Consider the following 19,188-nt stretch of genomic DNA (forward strand, 5'->3'; position numbering starts at 1 on the left):
TTGCAGGTCAGCCATGACACTCCAGGGGCAGCAGGCATGCACATGAGCTTCGAACAGCAATGTGTCGTCATCACGGGCGCCTCCCGCGACTTCGGCCGGACTCTCGCCATCCGTTTCGCTCAGCAGGGTGCTGAGGTCTTTGTGTCCTCCCGCAGTCTGGAGGCGTCGCGACGCGTGGCGGGCGAGATACGTGACCTCGGCCACGAGAAGGTGCACGCCTTCGCGTGCGACCTCGCTGAAGCCGCCTCGATCCGGCACTTCGCCGCTGACGTGGCGCAGTGCACCGACCGGGTGGACGTACTGGTCAACAACGGCGCCCGCTGGCTGGAGGGGCAGGATCTCCTGTCCGCCAGTGACGAGGACGTGATCGACACGATCGGCGCCGGAGCCACCGGCACCGTCCTGATGGTGAAGCATCTCCTGCCGCTACTGCTCACGTCCGAAAGACCGGACGTGGTCAACATGATCTCCGCTGCCGGGCTGCCGGGCCACCACCGCTCCCACGCGCATGATGCTTTCTACGCCGCAAAGAGCGCACAGGCCGGCTTCGCCGACATCCTCTCCAAGCGGCTGCGGCCCCAAGGAGTGCGGGTCATCTCGCTCTACCCGCCGGACTTCTGCAACCCGGATCCGCTGTCCTCGCAGTGGGAGAGCACGCCGCGAGGCTCCGGCGACATGCTTACGGCCCACTCCGTCGCGGAATGCGTGTTCTTCGCCCTCAGGCAGCCCCGGGACTGTTTCATCAAGTCGTTCCACTTCGAGCAGGCCCCCTGACGGGTGGACAGAACATCGACGGACGAGGCGTGGCGTTCGGACCGAGGGCGCGCAGCCATGAAATCCATTGCAGCCGACGGGGCACAACAGATAGCTTCGCCGGGCCGCCCACATGTGGACCGGCGCCGTCGACAAGGAGCGTCGACGAGGAGACTTGGAGGTGTGCAGCACATGCGCAGGAACCGTCACCACCAGAATCCATGCTCTGCCACCTGCTACTCCCTCAAGACGGAGACACCTTGTCGATACGCATCACCAAGCTGACCGACCCCGACCGCACCGCGTCCAGCCACCGCCTGGCCTGGCTGGCGTCCGGGCCCACCGGGACTCCCGTCGGATCGGCCTTCCTGCGCCTGTTCACCTCGCCCGGCCAGGATCACCTGGCCGAACTCGAACTCACCGTCCATCCGGCCGAGCGGCGCAACGGCACCGGCTCTCAACTGCTGGCGGCGGCCGTGGCCACCGCCGGCGCCGAAGGCCGACGCTGCGTCACAGCCCAGGTCGAAGCGGACTCGCCCGGCGACCTGTTCCTCTCGGCACTGGGCTTTCGCACGGTCCAGACCATGGTCTTCACCCGGCTCGCGCTGGCGCGGGTGGACACCGCTGCCCTCAAGGAGATCGTCCGACAGCGCCATCCCGGCTTCCGGCTGGAGTCGTGGGACGGCACCGTCCCCGACGAACTCGCGGAGACCTTCGCGGCCTCGCGGCGAGCCATGGACGACATGCCGATGGATGACGCCGACTACGGCACGGTGACCTGGGATGTGGACCGGGTTCGATCGGTAGCTCGGGCCGTCGAGAAGCGGGGCGACCTCCTGCACACGGTCGCCGCCGTCAGAGTGGCGGACGGTGCGATCGTCGGGTTCACCGAGCTTGTCGTGCCCGGTAGCCGCAGGGGTGACGGCCAGCACTACGGCACCGGCGTCCTGCCCGAACATCGCGGGCTCGGCCTCGGCCGATGGATGAAGGCCGAGGCGATCCGGCAGGCCATCGAGTACCACCCGCTTCTCGACGGCCTGCTGACAGACACCGCCGCGAGCAATCGGCCCATGCGCGCCATCAATGACGCGTTCGGCTACGCGCCCACGCACACCTCGCTTCGGTACCAGCTCGATCTGTAGACACGTCGGCCGCCGCCCGGGGACGCGCCGTCACCTCGCAACGGCGCGCTCCGGCCTGGCGTTGCCCACCTCGCGCTTTCGCGAGGTGGGCGCTGCCCAGGGCCGGGGTGTTGCGGCAGATCTGCCGGTTAGCGCGGGTCTTGGAGGAAGGCGAGGAGAGCGGCCGTGAGTTCGGCGGGTGCGTCCTCTTGAACGAGGTGGCCCGCACCGGCGATGGGCTCGAGTCGCGCGCCCGGGATGCGGGCGGCGAGCTCCCGTCCCTTCGCCACGGGAATCCAGGTGTCGTCGTGGCCCCAGCACACCAGCGTCGGGATGGCGATCTCGCCGTACCGGTCCTGCACCTCGTCGGTGTAGCGCTGGTCGGCCTGGGCGATCTGCCGGTAGAAGGCGGCCTGGCCGCGTTCGCCGAGCCAGGGCTCGACGAGCCGGTCGAGGACTGCCGGGTGCAGTCCGGGGCTGCTGGCCGAACTCACGTACTCGCGCACCAGGGCGTGGTGCAGCGCGGACGGCAGCTGCTCGAACACCTCGGAGTGCTCGCCGACGAGCCGAAAGAACGGGGATCCCCACGGTGCCAGCGCTACCGGGTCGACCAAGGCGAGGGCGCGGTAGCGGGCATCGTGCAGCAGATGTGCCCGCAAGGAGACGGCGCCGCCGAAGTCGTGGGCGACCACCAGCGGTTCTGCCAGTCCCCAGTGCGCCAGTAGTTCGGTGAAGACCCTGCCCTGGGCAGCCAGGGAGACATCCTGGCCGGCGGACTTCTCCGATGCCCCGTAACCGGGCATGTCCCATACGAACACCTGGTGACGGCGGGCGAGGGAGCGGGCGACGGCGCGCCAGACGTACGAGGAGAAGGGGGTGCCGTGGAGGAGGACGACCGGATGCCGGCCGGGTTGTCCGAGGCGGTGCCAGCGAACGTCGCCGGAGGTGCTGCGGAAGGTCTCGGTCAGCTGCCATTCACTCACGGACGTCGTTCCTCTCGGTGGTGCCTCCGGCCCAGGGGGTGATCATGCCGGATTCGGTCGGGACGGCACCGTCGACCGGCACGCCTTGCCGATCAGTCGACGGCCGGCAGGTCGGGCCGCAGTTTCGTCCGGAGCTGCTCGAACGCGGTGGGACGCGGTCGTTGCGGCAGGAAGGTGCTGATCTGCCGGGCGCAGTCCCGAGCACTGGCGCTGGTCGTATCGCACTCGAAGTCGTACAGGCCGTGCGCATGGACACGTGGGAATTGCCGGGCCGCGAGGCCCGCCGGCCGGTCCCCGCGCACGTGCTCGCGCCGTTCCAGTTCGTCCAGCGAACATCGCACGCCGACCAGCACGACATCCCTGGCGCTGAAGAGTTCCAGGCAATCCAGGAGACGCCACTCCTCGCTCAGCACATGATCCACCACCACGTTGTTGCCGGCCGCGGCCATACCAGCGACCGCCCGGTGAAAGCCCCTCCACGTCCGCCGCAGAATCTCGGGCAGCTCCTCGGGACCGACCTCCCGGCGAGATCGCATCGCGTGGAAGGCGTCCACGGGCATGTGAAAGCAGGGCCCGTCCAGGAGCTGCAGCAGTTCCTCGGCAATGCTGGACTTGCCCGAGCTGGACGTCCCGTTCAAGAAGATGATCCGCCCCCAGTGGGGCTGAACAGGGCCAACACCGCTCTCAGCCGATTCAGGCCCATCGTTCTCGCCGACCCCGGACATTCCGCCTCCTTCGCCACCACCAGTGCAGGCTGATCATCATCGCCCGTCGGCGAGAACTTCGACAGATCACCGTCTGCTTCCAGCTCCGTTTCCCGGGCACGCGTCGTGGTGCTGTCGGTGGACGTGAACATGCCCTCAGGCGGCAGCTGTTCGGCCGTGCCGGCTTCGCTCGCCGCCGCAAGGGCGTTCTCCGGGCAACATGGCCCTGCCCGAAACAGCCAGGCGATTTGGGCCTCGCGAAGCGACACTGAAGCAATGCTGATCGTGGATGCTGTACTGGAAACCGTGGACACCGCCGACTTCTCCTTTTGGCCCGTGGCCGACCTGCCTCCCTACCGACCCCTGGCTCTGTCCCCCCGCATGTCCCTGCTCGAACTCGGCACCGCACTGGCGACCCTGACCGACTACAACTCCCGGGCGTCCGGCGACGACCGTCCAGTGACAGATGCCGACGAGCAGATTCGTCGCCTGCTGGAAGCGGAGAAAGTCATCGCGCCGGGCGGTCTGCGCTTCCACCACACCGACATCGGCATCACGGTGAGCCCGGGGTGCTGCTGCGGTCTGGAGGACTGGCGCGAGTGGTTCGATGTCCTGACGGGAGAAACGCCGTGGCTCGGCCACGACCCCTCGCCAAGGATCGAGCATGCCGACACGGTCATCCGGCTGTGGCCCGACGGCGGAGACGCGGTAACGGCTCCGTCAACGCGTCCCCTCGAGATCCCGGTCGGTGACCTGGCGGGAATACTGCAGTCCGTGCGCGACGGAATGCACGGCTTCCTCTCTCTCACCGAGCAATGGGCCGCTTCCCACGTTCCGTCCCTGGCCATGGACCTGGTGACCAAACTCGACAAGGACCTGGCCATCAGCGCACCACTGCCGAGCGACACGGCCAACACCTGTGGCCGGCGCCAGCGGGTCGAGGGGCGAGCATCCGGTGACGATCACATACTGGGGGAATCATGGTGAACGAGACTGAGCTGCGGCACCTGCGCCGCTGCGTGGAACTGGCCAACGAGGCCCTGGAAGCGGGCGACGAGCCGTTCGGCTCCGTGCTCGTCGCCGCGGACGGGACCGTCCTTGCCGAGGACCACAACCGTGTGGCTTCCGGCGACCGGACCCGCCATCCGGAGTTCGAGCTGGCCCGCTGGGCCGCGGCGCACATGTCCCCCGAGGAACGAGCGGCGGCGACCGTCTTCACCTCCGGTGAGCACTGCCCGATGTGCGCCGCCGCGCACGGCTGGGTCGGACTGGGTCGCATTGTGTACGCGAGTTCCGCCGAGCAACTGGTGGCCTGGCTGTCCGAGTTGGGGGTTCCCGCGGCTCCGGTGCGGGCCCTGCCGATCCAGGAGATCGTCCCTGACCTCGCAGTGGAGGGCCCGGTTCCCGGCCTCGCGGAGCAGGTACGCGACCTGCACCGCCGCTTTCACCGCGCAGCACCCTGAGCGCAGCATCACGGCCGCGGCCTCAGGAACATCAGCGAAGGAAGCAAGGTCACGCCCGGCACGGACACGGTGCGACCACGAAGGAGACAACGCCTCGGCCAAGGCCGCCGGCAACCCACTCATCGTCTCTGGCACAGCCGGACGGTCTCATGCCCCATGAAAAAGGTCGAGCCGGGGTCAAAGCTGCCCATGCGCTTCAGGAAGTGACCAAGGCGGTCACCCCGTAGTCCAGCTCTGCGCCGTCGACGAGCAGCGCCTCGACCGTGCGCGTGCGGGGGTCGATGTCGGCCACGATCCCGTGCCCGGCGTAGCGGGGGTAGCCCGAGGCGCCCGTCTCACCCGTAGCCTCGACGACCGCCGATCGTACGGCTGAGTCCTCCACGGAGGCACCGCCCCTGTCCTCGACATGTTCGGGGACCAACAAGATCGTGAAGCGCTGCGGCTCTTTAGTCACGCTCCGATATTTAAGTGCCTGCGGCACGAGTCATGGGGCAGGCGCGCGGCTGGAGCACCCCGGCGGTAATCGGCAGGGAGCCGGTCTCCTGATCTTGGGCGGCAAAGGATGACGGTCACGCCTAGGATGGACATTGCCGACGTATCGACTTACCGGCGTGTCGGACGAGCGCGTCAGGGCGGTGCGGAAGGGCGAACGACCCGGGGACGGGATGCCTGTGGACCCTATGGATCAGGCCGCCAGTCCGGCCGCCGGTCCGGTGCGGACCGTCATCCTGACTGTGGATGACGACCCGGGCGTGTCGCGCGCTGTCGCCCGCGATCTGCGGCGACGCTACGGTGCGTCGTACCGGATCGTACGGGCGGAGTCCGGCGAGTCCGCCCTCGCCGCCCTGCGCGAGCTGAAGCTGCGCGGCGGCCCCGTCGCGGTGATCGTGGCGGACTACCGGATGCCGAAGATGAACGGCATCGAGTTCCTCGAGCAGGCTCTCGACGTCTACCCCGACGCCCGGCGGGTCCTGCTGACCGCGTACGCGGACACCAACGCGGCCATCGACGCGATCAATGTGGTCGACCTCGACCACTACCTCCTCAAGCCCTGGGAGCCGCCCGAGGAGAAGCTCTACCCCGTCCTCGATGATCTGCTGCAGGCCTGGCGGGCCACCGACCGCGGTCCGGTGGCCGTCACCAAGGTCGTCGGACACCGCTGGTCGGCGCGTTCGTCGGCCGTACGGGAGTTCTTGGCCCGCAACCAGGTGCCGTACCGCTGGTACTCGTCCGACGATCCGGAAGGCCGGCGGCTGCTGTGCGCCGCGGGCCAGGACGGCCTGCGGCTCCCGCTGGTGATCACTCCGGACGGCACGGCCCTCATCGAGCCCGAGGATCGCGAGCTCGCCACCCGGGTCGGCCTCGCGACGACCCCGGCAACCGACTTCTACGACCTCGTCGTCATCGGCGGCGGACCGGCCGGTCTGGGTGCGGCGGTGTACGGGGCCTCCGAGGGCCTGAGGACCGTCCTCGTGGAACGGTCCGCGACCGGAGGCCAGGCGGGCCAGAGCTCGCGCATCGAGAACTACCTCGGCTTTCCGGACGGAGTGTCCGGGGCACAGCTCACCGACCGGGCCCGGCGTCAGGCAGCGAAGTTCGGTGCCGAGATACTGACCGCGCGCGAGGTCACCGGGCTGGAGATCAACGGCGCGTCGCGCGTCGTCCGGTTCTCGGACGGGTCCGCCGTCGCCGCGCACGCCGTGATTCTCGCGACCGGCGTGTCGTACCGGCAACTGGATGCACCCCATGTGACCGAGCTGACCGGCTGCGGAGTGTTCTACGGCTCGGCCCTGACCGAAGCGGCCGCCTGCCAAGGCCATGACGTCTACATCGTCGGCGGCGCGAACTCCGCAGGTCAGGCCGCGATATACCTGGCCCGGAGCGCCAAGTCGGTCACCATACTGGTGCGTAAGCCGTCCTTGTCCACGTCGATGTCGCACTACCTCATCCAGCAGGTGGACGAGACGCCCACGATCTCCGTACGCACCAACTCGGTCGTCGACGCCGCCCACGGCTCGCGTCAACTGGAACAGATCACCCTGCGCAACACCGCGACCGGCGACACCGAACTCGTCGATGCCCACTGGCTGTTCGTCTTCATCGGCGCGGCGCCGCTGACCGACTGGCTGGAGGGCACGGTGCTCCGGGACTCCCGCGGGTTCATCCTGACCGGCCCCGATCTGACCGCGGACGGCCGCCCGCCGGCCGGCTGGGAGCTGGACCGGCCGCCCTACCACTTGGAAACCAACGTCCCGGGCGTGTTCGTGGCCGGGGATGCCCGCGCCGAGTCCGCCAAGCGTGTCGCCTCCGCAGTAGGAGAGGGAGCCATGGCGGTCATGCTCGCCCACCGATATCTGGAGCAGTCATGAACGGCCGGCCGATGCCGTGCCGCCGGGAGGAGCTCGGCACGCTGTTCCTGTTCGAGAAGCTGACCCCCGACCAGATCGACCGGCTCTGCCGCGACGGCCGCGTGGAGGAGTTCGAACCCGGCACCGTGTACGGGGAGGGCGAGGACGCCACGTGCTTCTACGTGCTGCTCGAAGGGACCCTCGTTCTCTCGCGCCGGATCGGGGAGTACGACGTGGAGATCAACCGGAGTTCCGACCGCGGCGTGTACGCGGGAGCCTTCCAGGCCTACCTGGGTGACCGCCTGCGGCAGGTGTACAACAGCTCCCTGCGGGTCATCGAGCCCACGCGCTTCTTCGTGCTGCCCGCGGAGACCTTTGCCGCGATCATGCGCGAGTGGTTTCCCATGGCCGTGCACTTGCTCGAAGGGCTCTTCTTCGGCGCAAAGAGCACCCAGGAGGCCGTCGGCCAGCGAGAACGGCTCCTGGCTCTCGGGTCGCTGTCCGCCGGGCTGACCCATGAGCTGAACAACCCCGCCACCGCGGCCGTGCGAGCAACGTCCGCGCTCCGCGATCGTGTGACCGAGATGCGCCACAAGCTCGGCGTCATCGCGGCACGCTCGTACCGGCGCGACAGCCTGGAGGCGCTCATCAACGTGCAGGACCGCACGGCCGAACGCGTCGCCAAGGCCCCCGGCCTGAGTCCGTTGGAAGCCTCGGACCGGGAGGACACCCTCTCCGACTGGCTGGACGACCACGGCATCGGGGACGGATGGCAGCTCGCGCCGACCTTCGTACAGGCCGGCCTCGACACCGACTGGCTGGACCAGATCGCCGCGGCGGTGGACGCGGACACCCTCGAAGGTGCCGTGCGGTGGCTCGGCTACACCGTCGAAACCGAACTGTTGATGAACGAGATCGAGGATTCGACCACCCGCGTCTCGGCCCTCGTCACCGCGGCGAAGCAGTACTCGCAACTCGATCGAGCGCCTCACCAGGTCGCTGACGTGCATGAACTGCTGGACAGCACCCTGCTGATGGTCTCCGCGAAGATCGGCCCCCACCTCACCGTCGTCAAGGACTACGACCGCGGCCTGCCGAAGATCCCGGCCTACCCCAGCGAGCTCAACCAGGTATGGACGAATCTGATCGACAACGCCCTCTCGGCGATGAACAGCAGCGGCACCGACGGCACCTTGACCGTACGCACGGCGCGTGACGGCGATCATCTGCTCGTCGAGTTCTGCGACACCGGTCCCGGAATCCCCGCGGAGATCCGCGACCGGGTCTTCGACCCGTTCTTCACCACCAAACCGGTGGGTGACGGCACAGGTCTCGGCTTGGACATCTCCTGGCGCATCGTCGTCAACAAACACAAGGGAGACCTGCGGTTCCACTCCGTCCCCGGCGACACACGCTTCCAGGTACGCCTCCCGCTGGCCTCCGCCGACCCCCCTCCCCCACAGGAGACCTCATGAGTTCCCCGAACGGAATCGACCCCTCGGCCCCACCCAGCGGAACCGGCTGCGCCGAGTGCGACGCCGGCGGCGGCTGGTGGTTCCACCTGCGACGCTGCGCACAGTGCGGCCACATCGGCTGTTGCGACTCCTCCCCCGCCAAGCACGCGACGGCCCATACGCGGGCCACCGGGCACCCGGTGATCCGCAGCTTCGAACCGGGCGAAACCTGGTTCTACGACTACGAGACCTCGGAGACGTACGCCTCGGGCCCCCACCTGGCTCCCCCGGAGAGCCACCCTGCCGATCAGCCCACCCCCGGCCCCGCAGGACGCGTCCCGAAGGACTGGGCCGACCGTCTGGGATAGGCGGACCGCCACATCTCAGTTCGCGGCCCTGTGCGCCGAACCGTCGTCTTCACCGACACCCTGATCGGGCGCGAGCGCGTCTTCCTCACGGGCTTCACCGGCCCCACCGGCCGAGATCTGCCCCATGAGGCTCAGCATGTCAGGAGCAACCCACTCCTCGGCGATCTTGTCTCCTTCCAGGCGGTAGAGCTCGATGCTGCGGAAGCTCACAGGCCGCTGCGTCGCCCGGATCCCTTGGAAGGTGCCCTGGTGTGTGCCGCGGAAGTGGACGCGCACCGCCACCTTGTCGTCGACGCTGAACATGTCCTCGACCTGGATCTGCAGGTCGGGGAAGGCCTCGAGCATGGCCTGAGCCCCCAGCTTCCAGACCTCCCGCCCGTGCAGCGGGTCGGGCATTCCGGGGACGTTGGCGATGAAGTTCTCCGTCAGCATTGCGGCGCACGCGTCGAGATCACCGCTCTGCAGCGTCTTGTACGCGGTGTGCATCAGGGCCAGGTTCTTCTCAGGGGCCGTGTTCATGAAGGGGTCCTTCTCCTCGGGGAGATCGAGCGGCCACGATCAACGGAGACAGGGACGTCGCACTCGCGCCGACAGCGACGGGTCACCTGGGGGGCGGCGCGACGCCTGCTCGGGATCGCATGCCCTCAGTAGAAACCCTGCCGTCGCGTCAAGGTCAAACGGGCGGGACCGGCCTGAAGCCGTCCCGTAGGCAACGGCCCCATGGCCTGCGGCGTTGGCGTTGCGGCTGCGGTCACCAACCGGCAAGCACGTCGCGCCCTTGCGGGACGGCAAGGGCGAGCAGGCCGGGGAAGCGGGCGTCGAGGTCGTCTCGGCGCAGCCGGTTCAATCGCCGGGTTCCCTCGTCCCTCTGGTGGATCACGCCGGCTTCCCGCAGGACCTTGAAGTGGCCGCTTTGGGTGGACTTGCTGACCGGCAGTGCAAACGTCGTGCATGCCAGTTCGCCGTCGGATCCGACGGCGGATTCGGCATCGGCGAGCCGGGCGACGATGGCCAGCCGCACCGGGTCGCTCAGGGCGGCCAGCACGGCAGTGAACCGCAGTTGGGTGCGGTGGGGATGGACGAGTTCGGTCGCGGTACGGCTGGCCATGTCTCCAGAGTAGCGGACCATGTTCGGAATTCCCGAACATCTGCTATGTTCGGGAACTCCGAACATGTAAATGGAGGGACGCATGCCTCTCGATCGACTCGCCGCCGCGCACCGCGGCCGGCCGCTCCGCCGTGATCGACGTCCGGAGCGTTCCGGCTCGCCGGATGCGGACCTTGCCGGGTCGCCCGTTCCACAAGGCCGGTGGAGGTTCTGGGCCACGGCGTACGCGCTGCTGATCCTGCTGACCGGCACGAACCTGCCGACGCCCTTGTACCGGGGCTATGAGGAGAGATTTGGATTCTCCCCGCTGGTCGTCACGCTGATCTTCGCCGCGTACGTAGCCGCGCTGATCCCCTCCCTGCTGGTGGCCGGACCGCTGTCGGATGCGGTCGGCCGCCGCAGTGTGCTGCTGCCGGCGACAGCACTGGCCGCGCTGGGATCCCTGGTCTTCGCCCTCGCAGCGGGCACCGGGTGGCTGTTTGCCGCCCGTGTCCTGCAGGGCTTGGCGCTCGGCGCGGCCTCGGGGACGCTGACCGCGGCGCTGACGGAACTCGAGCCGAGCGGCAACCGCCGCAAGGCGGCGCTGGTGTCCACCGTGGCTTCCGTGGGCGGCCTCGGCCTCGGGCCGGTGATGGCCGGGCTGCTCGCTCAGTACGCCCCGGCACCGGATGTCCTGCCGTTCGCGGTGGAGATCGTCTTGCTGGTTCCGGCGGCGGTGGCCATCACGGGTCTGCCGGCGGCGTCTTCAACGACCCGGTGGCGTCCCCGCCGCCCTGAGATCCCTGCCGCGATGCGCGCCACCTTCGCGACCAGTGGGACGGCGAGCTTTCTCGCGTTCGCCGTGATCGGGCTCTTTCTCACGCTCGTCCCCACCTACGTCACCACTCTCTCGGGCAGTAAGAACCTGCTTCTGGGCAGCGCCGCCGTGGGACTGATGCTGCTGTGCTCCGCGCTCGCCCAACTCGCCGGCTACGGCAAGCGGGCCCGTAGCCTGGAGCTGGTCGGCCTCCCCCTCCTGGCCGCCGGACTGGTGCTGCTGGCCCTCGCGGGCCGGCTGTCCTCGCTGTCCCTGCTGCTCGCCGCAACCGCGATCGGCGGTACCGGCCAGGGACTTGCGTTCCTCGGCGGTCTCACCGCGGTCAACCAGGCCGCCCCCGCCGATCGCCACGCCGACGTGCTGTCCAGCTTCTACGTGGTCATCTACCTCGGCGTCGGCCTGCCGGTCGTCGGCGTCGGCTTCCTCGCCACCGTCGCCGGACTCCTCGTCGCCGTACAGTGCTTCGCCGCCGTGGCCGCCGTGCTCTGCGTGGTGGTGCTGCTCGTCCTGGCCCGAGGGCATCGCCGCGCATCGGCCGCTGCGTCGTCGGCTCCCCTCGATACCGCTGCCAACTGACCCCGGACCAACGGCCGCTCTTCCCTCCTCCCCTCCCGGAGAACCATGGACGCCACCGAACTCGACGCCGCCTACACCGACCTGCTCTCCGAAGCCGAAGCGATCGGCGACACCACCCCCCTGTCGGCGGACGCGCAGTCTGCGGTCGACTGGACCCTGGCCCACCTGGCGCTCAGCGACCGCATGCTCGCCACCGCAGCACGCGGAATTCTTTCCGGACTGTCCGTCACGATCGACAACCGCGACACCTTGGAGAACACCGCCATCGCCTCACTGGTTGCCTCCACGACTCACGCCCAGCGTGTCGATGTGGTGCGGCGCAACGCGGCCGACCTCACCACCGTGATCAAAGCGATCCCCGACCATGCCGCCGCCACACCCGTACAACTGCACCTGGTCGGCCGCGACGGCCGGCCGGTCCCCGACCAGGAGTTGCCCTGGGACGACCTGATCCGTCTCCGTGCGAGCGAGCACCTTCCCGGACACACCGCGCGGCTCAAGGCGCTCGCCTCCTCGGCACAGCCCTCTCCTCGGCCCAACTCCCGGGCCGCTGCCGCCGATCCGGAAGCGGGAGCCCATGACGAGGGGCATCCACCACCCGGCCTCCACTCTCGTCCGCGCACTTGAGTTGGCGGGACCGAGCGCCTCCCCTTGGGCGGTGGCTACGACAGCCGACCGGTGAAGGCACGCAGGGCCAGCTCGATACTGATCTCCTCGGTGTCCAGCAGCGACTGCAGTCGGCGCAGGACGATGTCGTCGATGCTGCGTTGGTCCCGCAGGCGGATCAGGGCGCTGCGTTTGACACCGATCAGGGCGCGGCGCAGTTCGAGCCCGGCACGCACGCCGGGATCGCCGGTATCCGCTGGTCCCGCGTCCTCGGCGGCGTACTGGCGCAGTTCGCTCAGGATGGCGTCGGCGGTCTCCGGCGGCGTTCTCAGGCGCCTGGCGTGATCGGGAAGGGCTTCCAGCGCAGCGGCGATGATCCGGCGATGGGCGCGCCGTTCCTCGGCGGTCTCGTCGGGATCGCGGTGCAGTCCGGACCAGCGGATCACTGCGGGCATGGTCGTCCCCTGGAGGACCAGCGTGACCAGGATGACGGTGACCGCGGTGAAGACCAGCAGTCCGTGTCCCGCCAGCGGCCGGCCTGCGGCGGTGGAGGCCGGGACGGCGAGTGCGGCCGCGAGCGACACGGCACCGCGCACCCCGCTCCAGGCGAGCGGGAACCTCTGCCGGGCGCCGGAGCGCAGCGTGCGCTGGACCGGGCGGCGGTCGACGGCCCGGAGGAGGTAGGGCACCGAGTACAGCCACACCAGGCGAGTGGCGATCACTACGCCGCTGACCAGCAGGGCGGTGAGGACCGCGTGTCCCGGGGAGGCGGAGCCGATGTCGCTGACGATGGCGGGCGTCTGGATGCCGACCAGGACGAAGAGAGCACTGTTGAGGAGGGAGGTGCTCACCTCCCAGAACGAGGTGATCTGCACTCTCGTGCCCGCGCTGATCACCTTGGGATCCGCCTGACTGAGGACGAGACCGCAGATGACCACCGCCAGGACGCCGGAGACGCCCAGCATCTGCGCGGGCAGATACGTGGCGAAGGGGGTGAGCACGCCCAAGGCGTTTTCCGCGGTGCGGTCACGCACTCGTCTGCGCAGGGCCACCACGACGACGGCGCACGCGGCACCGATCGCCGCACCGCCCGCGTAGGCGAGCAGGAAGCGCACGGCGGTGCCCGACCAGGTGACGGTCACCCCCTGGACGGCGACGGCGACCACCACGGCGTAGAGGGCGAGCGCGGTGCCGTCGTTGATGAGGCTCTCCGTCCGCAGGACGGTCCGGATCCGGCGGGGCAGACCTCGGGCGACCGTCGCCACGGCGAGGGCATCGGTGGGCGCGACGACGGCCCCCAGGACGAAGGCGAGCGGCCAGGAGAGGCCCAGCGCGTACCCCACCGCGGCCACGGCGGCAGCGGTGGCCAGCACCAGGCCGGTTGCGAGCAGCACGATGCCGCGCACGTTCGTCCGGATCTCACGGAGCGAGGTGGTCAGCGACTCCCAGTAGAGCAGTGGGGGCAGGAACAGCAGCAGGACCACCTCGGGAGGCAGGGCGAGCCGGTGGAAGTGGGGGATCAGGCCGATCAGGCAGCCGCCCGCCACCAGCATGACCGGCTCGTTCCACCGCAGGCGGCGCGCCAGCCATGTCATGGTCAGCACCGCCGCGAGCACCACCACGGTGACTTCGAGGCCACGCATTCGGCACCGCCTTCCCGATGGGGCCGCCGGCCCCTCTCCCTCGTGCCGGCCGGTGCGGGTGGGTCAGCCCTGGGCGAGTTCGGCCAGGGCGTCGAGGCGGGTGGGCGTCCAACCGAGTTCACGGCGGGCCCGGGCGCCGGTGAGCTGCTGGTCGAGGGCGAATGCCTCGGCGATCGGGCCCATCCGCCGCACGGCCTCCTCCAGAGACAGCGGGTCGATCCTGTCCGGACACCCGGCGGCGTGGCTGAGGGCTCGGGTGATGTCCGCCATCGGGAGGTTCTGCCCGCCGACCCCGGCGTAGGCGGAACCGGCCGGGGCCTTCAGGGCAAGGACGAACAGCTCGGCGAGGTCGTCGACGTGGACCAGCGCCCAGTGTGGGGAGCCGTCCCCGATGCAGGGCACGGCGCCTGCGGTGCGCCCCGGCTCGACGAAGAACGACTGCACCAGCCCGCCGGAGCGGCCGTAGACCAGCCCCGGCATCACCACCACCGGATGCCCTCCGTCGGCTGCCCGGGACAGCACGCGCTTTTCGTTCTCCACCCGCCAGGCGGTGATGCGGGGCGGGTTCAGCGGAGCGTCCTCGTCGACGACCCCGTCGGTGTCGCCGTACACCCACACCCCGCCCGTGTGCACGTAGGGTCGGCTTCCCGCGCCGTCCTGCAGCGCCTGCGCCGCGGCGCGGTCGGTCTCCGCCGTGCTCGCGGTGTAGTCCACCCCGAGATGAATGACACCGTCGGCCTGACGGGCCGCCTCCCGAAGGACGTCGGTGTCGGTGAGCGCCCCCGCGACGGGGGTGGCGCCCAGGTCCGACAGGCCGCGCGCCGAGCGCTCGCTGCGCGCCAGCGCCACCACCTCGTTGCCGTGCCGGATCAGCGCCTGGACGGTGGAGCGGCCGATGTAGCCGGAGCCGCCCGTGATGAAGATCCGCATCGCCTCACGGTCCTTTCGGATGGCATCGGATGGCAGCGGAAGCTCCGCCGCCGCTCAAGCCTGTCACCTCGCATTCGATCGACAGGGCGCGTGACCACCTGACCACCGCCGAATGAGTGCTCCCCCTGGCAAATCCCGCCGACTGGAGCACTCGGCCACACGTCCGCTCGTCCACCCGTACTCGGGCACCGGGTGGTTACGGAGCCACCGTCAGGCCGTTGATCATGCGGTCGAGGAGGCGGTCGAAGACGTCCTGGGCGGCCGGGTCGTGGTTCGGCGCGGCGAGCGCCTGCGCGAGGTGGGGGTAGGTGTCCGCGGCGGCTACGGAGCGGAGATACCGGGCCTGTGCGTCGAGGAGTTCGCCGGAGGTGCGGCCGTCGGCCTCCATCGCCCGCTGCTGGGCGAGTTCGTAGGTCACATGGCTGGCGACGAACCCGGTGAGCAGGCTGAAGGTCTCCAGTCTCGCCTGGGGGTCCAGGCCGACGGGGGCGAGTACGGCGAGGGTGTGCTCCACGGCGGCGAGGGTGTTCGGGCCGAGCGTCTGCCGGGCGGGCAGGGCGGCGGGCAGCCAGGGGTGACGCAGCATGATCGCGCGCTGATCGCGGGCGAACCGCCGGAGGTCGGCGCGCCAGTCTCCGGAGGGTTCGGACGGCAGCCGGTGGTCGCCGCTGACCTGGTCGATCATCAGCTCCAGCAGCGTCTCCTTGTTGGGGACGTAGCTGTAGAGGGACATCGTCCCGGCACCGATCCGGGCGGCGACCGCACGCATGGTGACGGCGGCGAGCCCTTCGGCGTCGGCGAGGGCCACGGCCTCGGCGGTGATCGCGGCGCGGTCGTACGCCGGCGGCCGCCCGCGGCGCGGGCGCTCGGCCCGCTGCCAGAGCAGCTCGGGATCCACACCGGCGGGACGGCCGGCTGAGCCTGTACGGGCCACGACAACTCTCCTCACTTTTCCCGTCCATCCAACCATCCGCTATTCTCGTACAACGTACCGGAAATAGCGGACCCCGCTTCCGACCCGTACGTACGACCCGTTCACCTGCCCCTGCTCCCCTTCGCGCTCCCGCCCTTGCTCCAGGAATCGAGGCACCATGACGACGACGGCGACCCGCCACCACACGTCCGCGAAGAAGCCGCCCCTCCCCTACCGCGCCATGCGCCGCACCATGCGGGGTGTGCCTCCCCGGCTGCACGAGGTCGCCTTCGAAGGCGGCCTCGCGGTACCCGCAGCCGACGGCAGCACTCTGCTGACGGACCATTACTTCCCGCGTGCCGAAGGCGACTTCCCCACCCTCCTGGTCCGCTCGCCCTACGGCCGGGGGCTCCCCTGGGCCCCGATGTACGGCATCCTCTTCGCCGAGCAGGGCTTCCACGTCGTCCTGCAGAGCTGCCGCGGTACGGGAGGTTCCGGCGGCGCATCCGCCCTGTGGCAGAACGAGGCCGCCGACGGCCGGGCCACCGTCGCCTGGCTGCGCCGGCAGCCCTGGTTCTCCGGGGTGCTGGGCACGATCGGCCCCAGCTACCTCGGCTACGTCCAGTGGGCGCTCGCGCAGGACCCGCCGCCGGAGCTGCGCGCGATGGTCGTGCAAGTGGGCCTGCACGACATGCACGGCTACTTCTACCCCGGAGGGGCGTTCGCCTTGGAGAACGCCCTCGCCAGCTCCCTGGGGCTGGCCCATCAGCACCGCGGCCTGCGCCACTTCATAGGTGCCGTACTGCGCCTGCAACGCCATGCACCGAAGATCGCGCGCACCCTTCCCCTCGGCGAGGCGTACGCGCCCGGTCTGGGCGGCCGGGTGCCGTTCCTGGAGGAGGCGATGGCCCACCCCGACCCGCAGGACGCGCACTGGGAGGGTGTGGACATGGGACCCGCGGCGGCACGTCTGACCGTGCCGACCGGCCTGATCACCGGCTGGATGGACGTGGCCCTCGACCAGACCCTCCAGCAGTACGACAGACTGCGGCGCGCCGGCTGCGACACCGCCCTGCTCGTCGGCCCCTGGACGCACAACTCCGCGCTCCAGCAGGGCTGGCCTGAGGTCTTCGCCGAAAGCCTCGCCTGGCTGCGGGCCCACCTGTACGACGACCCGTCCGGCCTGCGGAGTGCCCCGGTGCGCGTCCACCTGGGCGGCCGGCCGGCCGGAGACGACGACGCGGGCCAGGGGCAGTGGCGCGAGCTTCCCACCTGGCCCCCGGCCGCCACCGGCCGGCGCTGGTACCTCGACGCCGACGGCTCACTGAGCGCCCGGGCGCCCGAGGCCACTGCGGCGCCGCTGACCTTCCGTTACGACCCGGCCGACCCGACCCCGTCGGTCGGCGGGCCGCTGCTGTCCCCCAAGGCCGGCCACCAGGACAACGCCACCCTGGAGGCCAGGGACGACGTACTGACCTTCACCACCGCGCCGCTCACCGAACCGGTCGAGATCCTCGGGCCGGTCCACGCCGAGGTGCTCGTCAGCACGGACACCGGTCACGCCGATGTCTTCGCCCGGCTCTGCGACGTCGACGAACGGGACCGCTCGACCAATGTCTGCGACGGGCTGCAGCGGCTGCGGCCCGACCATCAGGCCGACGTTCCGGGCGAGGACAGCGGGACCGCTCCGACCGCCGTCACGGTGGCGATGAGCTCCACCGCCCACCACTTCCCCGCCGGCCACCGGATCCGCCTGCAGATCAGCGGCGGCGCCCACCCGCGCTTCGCCCGCAACACCGGCACCGACGCCCCCCTGCCGACGGCCACCCGGCTCCGCGCGACGGTCATTTCCCTCCACCATCCGTCCGCACTCGTCCTGCCCGTCACCGAGGCGGAGGGCGCCGACGCCGCGAACTGACGGGCCCCCCGGCCGCACACTCGCCCTGCCTCCCCCTTCTCCCGCCGTCCCCGCCCGGTCCCGCCCCCGCGTCGTGCCGAACTCCCGGCTGAAGGCGGGTGGGAGGGCGTACGGCGCGGCGGGCCACGGGGGGCGGGACCGGGCGCGCGGCATGACGCCCCGCTCCCCGCGCCCGCGGGAACGGTCGGCTCCATCGATGGCTCACGGTTCCGGCTCGACCTCCGTGGATATGCACGCCGGCTGAGGGATGGCTGTCCTCCAGGCCCCGCCCAAAACCGATGGGCCGGCCGCTGCCGAGCTGCGAAGATGCCTCCATTACCCAGGCGGAGGACACTTGTTCGTTTTCGCGTGTGCGGGGTGCGGCGCCGAGCTGACCACCCCGCTGTCCCGGGTCGCCCTGCCGGCCCACGCCCATCAGAAGTACGGGAACGGGATTCAGCTCCCGGTGCTCATGGAACCGGGCACCTTCGCCGTGGACCCGGAGCCCTGGGGGCCGCCGTGGCGGACGTGGGAGGAGATCCCTCCGGACGAGGCGGCCGCCCGCGGTGTCCACGCGCCGGTTCACGCCCTGTCCGACAGCACGCCCGGCGCGATCGTCATCGCACCCGGCGACGCCCGTGGCACCCTGCTGATCCCGGAGAAGGGCGGCGGCTACTGCTGCGGCCTCGACTGGGCCGACGGCCCCAACATGGCCTGCGAAGCGTGCGGCCTGCCCGTGGCGAGCCGGATCGACGACTGCTCGCTCTGGCAGGCGGTGTGGCTCGCGCCGGACGCCGTGCGCCGCCTCCCCGTCGACGGCGCCGAGGCCGCACCGCTCTCCTGGGCGGAGCTGATGGCGGAGGGGAAGAGCACGCCCCCGTTCGAGCCGATCACCACGTGGGGGTCACCGCTGAAGTCGAACTACTGGTGGTCGTGGAGCCCGCGGTGGGAGGCTGCGGCCGGCCAGGCACTCGCCCACCTGCTGGCGGCCTCGAGGGGCCTGCCGGTGACAGTCCCGGACGGCCTGATCCAGGAGGTCTTCCAACGCGCGCTCGACACCCTGCTGCCCGCGGGTCCGTCGGCCCGGCGCGCCGCCCTGGCCGGACCGGGACGGCCCGCCCCCGAAGCGGACGCCGACATCCTCCTCGTGCCCATCCATCCGCAGACGGGGGAAACCTGGGCCCCGGCCGACCCGGCGTACCCGGTGCCGCTGCCGTTCGGGGTGTGGCTGTGGCTGGCCTTCCCCGAGCCGTACCTGCCGGTCCCCGCGTCGGGCGTCATGCCCGACGGCGTCCTCCGCGACGACCCGCCCGCGCCGCGCCCCCGCCACCCGTTCCGGGCCGACCCGGGAACGTTCCGGGAAACCCTGGCCCGACTGCCGGCCGTCCGCAGCCCGTGGCTGCGCGAGATCCTCGAGAACCTCACCCAGCACATGCGCGCCGGGCTCTTCTAGCCGGCACCCCGATCACCTGCCCGGCCGGCCCGCCACCTACGGGGCCCGGCC

General features: G+C 70.4%; 20 protein-coding genes. 11 read left to right on the forward strand and 9 right to left on the reverse strand.

Annotation, left to right across the window (positions count from 1 at the left end):
- The first annotated feature begins 42 nt into the window (after positions 1-42).
- Positions 43-774 (forward strand): SDR family oxidoreductase, encoded by a 732-nt coding sequence (locus ACIGWZ_RS34550; protein ID WP_400071374.1) that lies wholly within the window; start codon positions 43-45, stop codon positions 772-774.
- Between the two features lie 239 nt (positions 775-1,013).
- Positions 1,014-1,895: a GNAT family N-acetyltransferase gene (locus ACIGWZ_RS34555; protein ID WP_400071105.1), complete on the forward strand. Its 882-nt coding sequence runs from the start codon at positions 1,014-1,016 to the stop codon at positions 1,893-1,895.
- Positions 1,896-2,023: 128 nt separating this feature from the next.
- Here the strand turns inward: ACIGWZ_RS34555 and ACIGWZ_RS34560 are convergent, their stop codons facing one another.
- The 3 genes from ACIGWZ_RS34560 to ACIGWZ_RS34570 all read right to left on the reverse strand — a co-directional run bounded on the left by ACIGWZ_RS34560 (position 2,024) and on the right by ACIGWZ_RS34570 (position 3,830).
- The gene (locus ACIGWZ_RS34560; RefSeq protein WP_400071107.1) at positions 2,024-2,857 is read right to left on the reverse strand and encodes an alpha/beta fold hydrolase; all 834 of its coding nucleotides are present in this window, start codon (positions 2,855-2,857) and stop codon (positions 2,024-2,026) included.
- 92 nt (positions 2,858-2,949) lie between these two features.
- Complete coding sequence (locus tag ACIGWZ_RS34565; protein WP_400071109.1) at positions 2,950-3,495, reverse strand: chloramphenicol phosphotransferase CPT family protein; 546 nt, start codon at positions 3,493-3,495, stop codon at positions 2,950-2,952.
- Positions 3,492-3,830: a hypothetical protein gene (locus tag ACIGWZ_RS34570; protein ID WP_400071111.1), complete on the reverse strand. Its 339-nt coding sequence runs from the start codon at positions 3,828-3,830 to the stop codon at positions 3,492-3,494. The genes ACIGWZ_RS34565 and ACIGWZ_RS34570 overlap by 4 nt, the downstream gene beginning before the upstream one ends.
- A gap of 7 nt (positions 3,831-3,837) precedes the next feature.
- Between ACIGWZ_RS34570 and ACIGWZ_RS34575 the strand changes: the two genes are divergently transcribed.
- Together ACIGWZ_RS34575 and ACIGWZ_RS34580 are read left to right on the forward strand one after the other, a co-directional pair.
- Positions 3,838-4,548: a hypothetical protein gene (locus ACIGWZ_RS34575; protein WP_400071112.1), complete on the forward strand. Its 711-nt coding sequence runs from the start codon at positions 3,838-3,840 to the stop codon at positions 4,546-4,548.
- Positions 4,542-5,024: a nucleoside deaminase gene (locus ACIGWZ_RS34580; RefSeq protein ID WP_400071114.1), complete on the forward strand. Its 483-nt coding sequence runs from the start codon at positions 4,542-4,544 to the stop codon at positions 5,022-5,024. Before ACIGWZ_RS34575 ends, ACIGWZ_RS34580 begins: the two co-directional genes overlap by 7 nt.
- Positions 5,025-5,220: 196 nt before the next feature.
- On the opposite strand, the gene ACIGWZ_RS34585 is transcribed toward ACIGWZ_RS34580, so the two are convergent.
- Entirely contained in the window at positions 5,221-5,478 is a 258-nt protein-coding gene (locus tag ACIGWZ_RS34585; protein WP_400071116.1) for a hypothetical protein, read from the reverse strand.
- 226 nt (positions 5,479-5,704) lie between these two features.
- On the opposite strand from ACIGWZ_RS34585, the gene ACIGWZ_RS34590 reads away from it, so the two are divergent.
- Genes ACIGWZ_RS34590 through ACIGWZ_RS34600 form a run of 3 tightly spaced genes read left to right on the forward strand, consistent with a single transcriptional unit; the run spans position 5,705 to position 9,194 of the window.
- Positions 5,705-7,393, forward strand: a complete 1,689-nt coding sequence (locus tag ACIGWZ_RS34590) for an FAD-dependent oxidoreductase (RefSeq protein ID WP_400071375.1) — start codon at positions 5,705-5,707, stop codon at positions 7,391-7,393.
- On the forward strand, positions 7,390-8,847 hold the full coding sequence (locus ACIGWZ_RS34595; protein WP_400071118.1) for an ATP-binding protein: 1,458 nt from the start codon (positions 7,390-7,392) through the stop codon (positions 8,845-8,847). The genes ACIGWZ_RS34590 and ACIGWZ_RS34595 overlap by 4 nt, the downstream gene beginning before the upstream one ends.
- Positions 8,844-9,194 carry a UBP-type zinc finger domain-containing protein gene (locus tag ACIGWZ_RS34600; protein ID WP_400071120.1) on the forward strand — a complete coding sequence of 117 codons (351 nt, stop codon included), beginning with the start codon at positions 8,844-8,846 and terminating at the stop codon, positions 9,192-9,194. Before ACIGWZ_RS34595 ends, ACIGWZ_RS34600 begins: the two co-directional genes overlap by 4 nt.
- A gap of 15 nt (positions 9,195-9,209) precedes the next feature.
- Here the strand turns inward: ACIGWZ_RS34600 and ACIGWZ_RS34605 are convergent, their stop codons facing one another.
- Both ACIGWZ_RS34605 and ACIGWZ_RS34610 read right to left on the reverse strand, forming a co-directional pair.
- Complete coding sequence (locus ACIGWZ_RS34605; RefSeq protein ID WP_400071122.1) at positions 9,210-9,713, reverse strand: ester cyclase; 504 nt, start codon at positions 9,711-9,713, stop codon at positions 9,210-9,212.
- A gap of 232 nt (positions 9,714-9,945) precedes the next feature.
- Positions 9,946-10,302, reverse strand: coding sequence for an ArsR/SmtB family transcription factor (locus ACIGWZ_RS34610; protein WP_400071124.1), 357 nt, complete (start codon positions 10,300-10,302; stop codon positions 9,946-9,948).
- Positions 10,303-10,384: 82 nt separating this feature from the next.
- Here ACIGWZ_RS34610 and ACIGWZ_RS34615 point away from each other — a divergent pair, with 82 nt between their 5' ends.
- The gene (locus ACIGWZ_RS34615) at positions 10,385-11,695 is read left to right on the forward strand and encodes an MFS transporter (protein WP_400071126.1); all 1,311 of its coding nucleotides are present in this window, start codon (positions 10,385-10,387) and stop codon (positions 11,693-11,695) included.
- A gap of 45 nt (positions 11,696-11,740) precedes the next feature.
- On the forward strand, positions 11,741-12,322 hold the full coding sequence (locus ACIGWZ_RS34620; RefSeq protein WP_400071128.1) for a hypothetical protein: 582 nt from the start codon (positions 11,741-11,743) through the stop codon (positions 12,320-12,322).
- Positions 12,323-12,357: 35 nt separating this feature from the next.
- Here ACIGWZ_RS34620 and ACIGWZ_RS34625 read toward each other — a convergent pair whose 3' ends face one another.
- The 3 genes from ACIGWZ_RS34625 to ACIGWZ_RS34635 form a co-directional block, all read right to left on the reverse strand.
- The gene (locus tag ACIGWZ_RS34625) at positions 12,358-13,944 is read right to left on the reverse strand and encodes a Na+/H+ antiporter (protein ID WP_400071130.1); all 1,587 of its coding nucleotides are present in this window, start codon (positions 13,942-13,944) and stop codon (positions 12,358-12,360) included.
- A gap of 63 nt (positions 13,945-14,007) precedes the next feature.
- Entirely contained in the window at positions 14,008-14,874 is an 867-nt protein-coding gene (locus tag ACIGWZ_RS34630) for an NAD-dependent epimerase/dehydratase family protein (protein WP_400071132.1), read from the reverse strand.
- 196 nt (positions 14,875-15,070) lie between these two features.
- Positions 15,071-15,808, reverse strand: a complete 738-nt coding sequence (locus ACIGWZ_RS34635; RefSeq protein WP_400071134.1) for a TetR/AcrR family transcriptional regulator — start codon at positions 15,806-15,808, stop codon at positions 15,071-15,073.
- Positions 15,809-16,028: 220 nt separating this feature from the next.
- On the opposite strand from ACIGWZ_RS34635, the gene ACIGWZ_RS34640 reads away from it, so the two are divergent.
- The gene (locus ACIGWZ_RS34640; RefSeq protein ID WP_400071377.1) at positions 16,029-17,705 is read left to right on the forward strand and encodes a CocE/NonD family hydrolase; all 1,677 of its coding nucleotides are present in this window, start codon (positions 16,029-16,031) and stop codon (positions 17,703-17,705) included.
- Between the two features lie 334 nt (positions 17,706-18,039).
- Positions 18,040-19,137, forward strand: coding sequence for a hypothetical protein (locus ACIGWZ_RS34645; RefSeq protein ID WP_400071136.1), 1,098 nt, complete (start codon positions 18,040-18,042; stop codon positions 19,135-19,137).
- Positions 19,138-19,188 lie beyond the last annotated feature (51 nt).

The organism is Streptomyces sp. NPDC053427 (genome assembly GCF_044544985.1).
Taxonomy (GTDB): Bacteria; Actinomycetota; Actinomycetes; order Streptomycetales; family Streptomycetaceae; genus Streptomyces.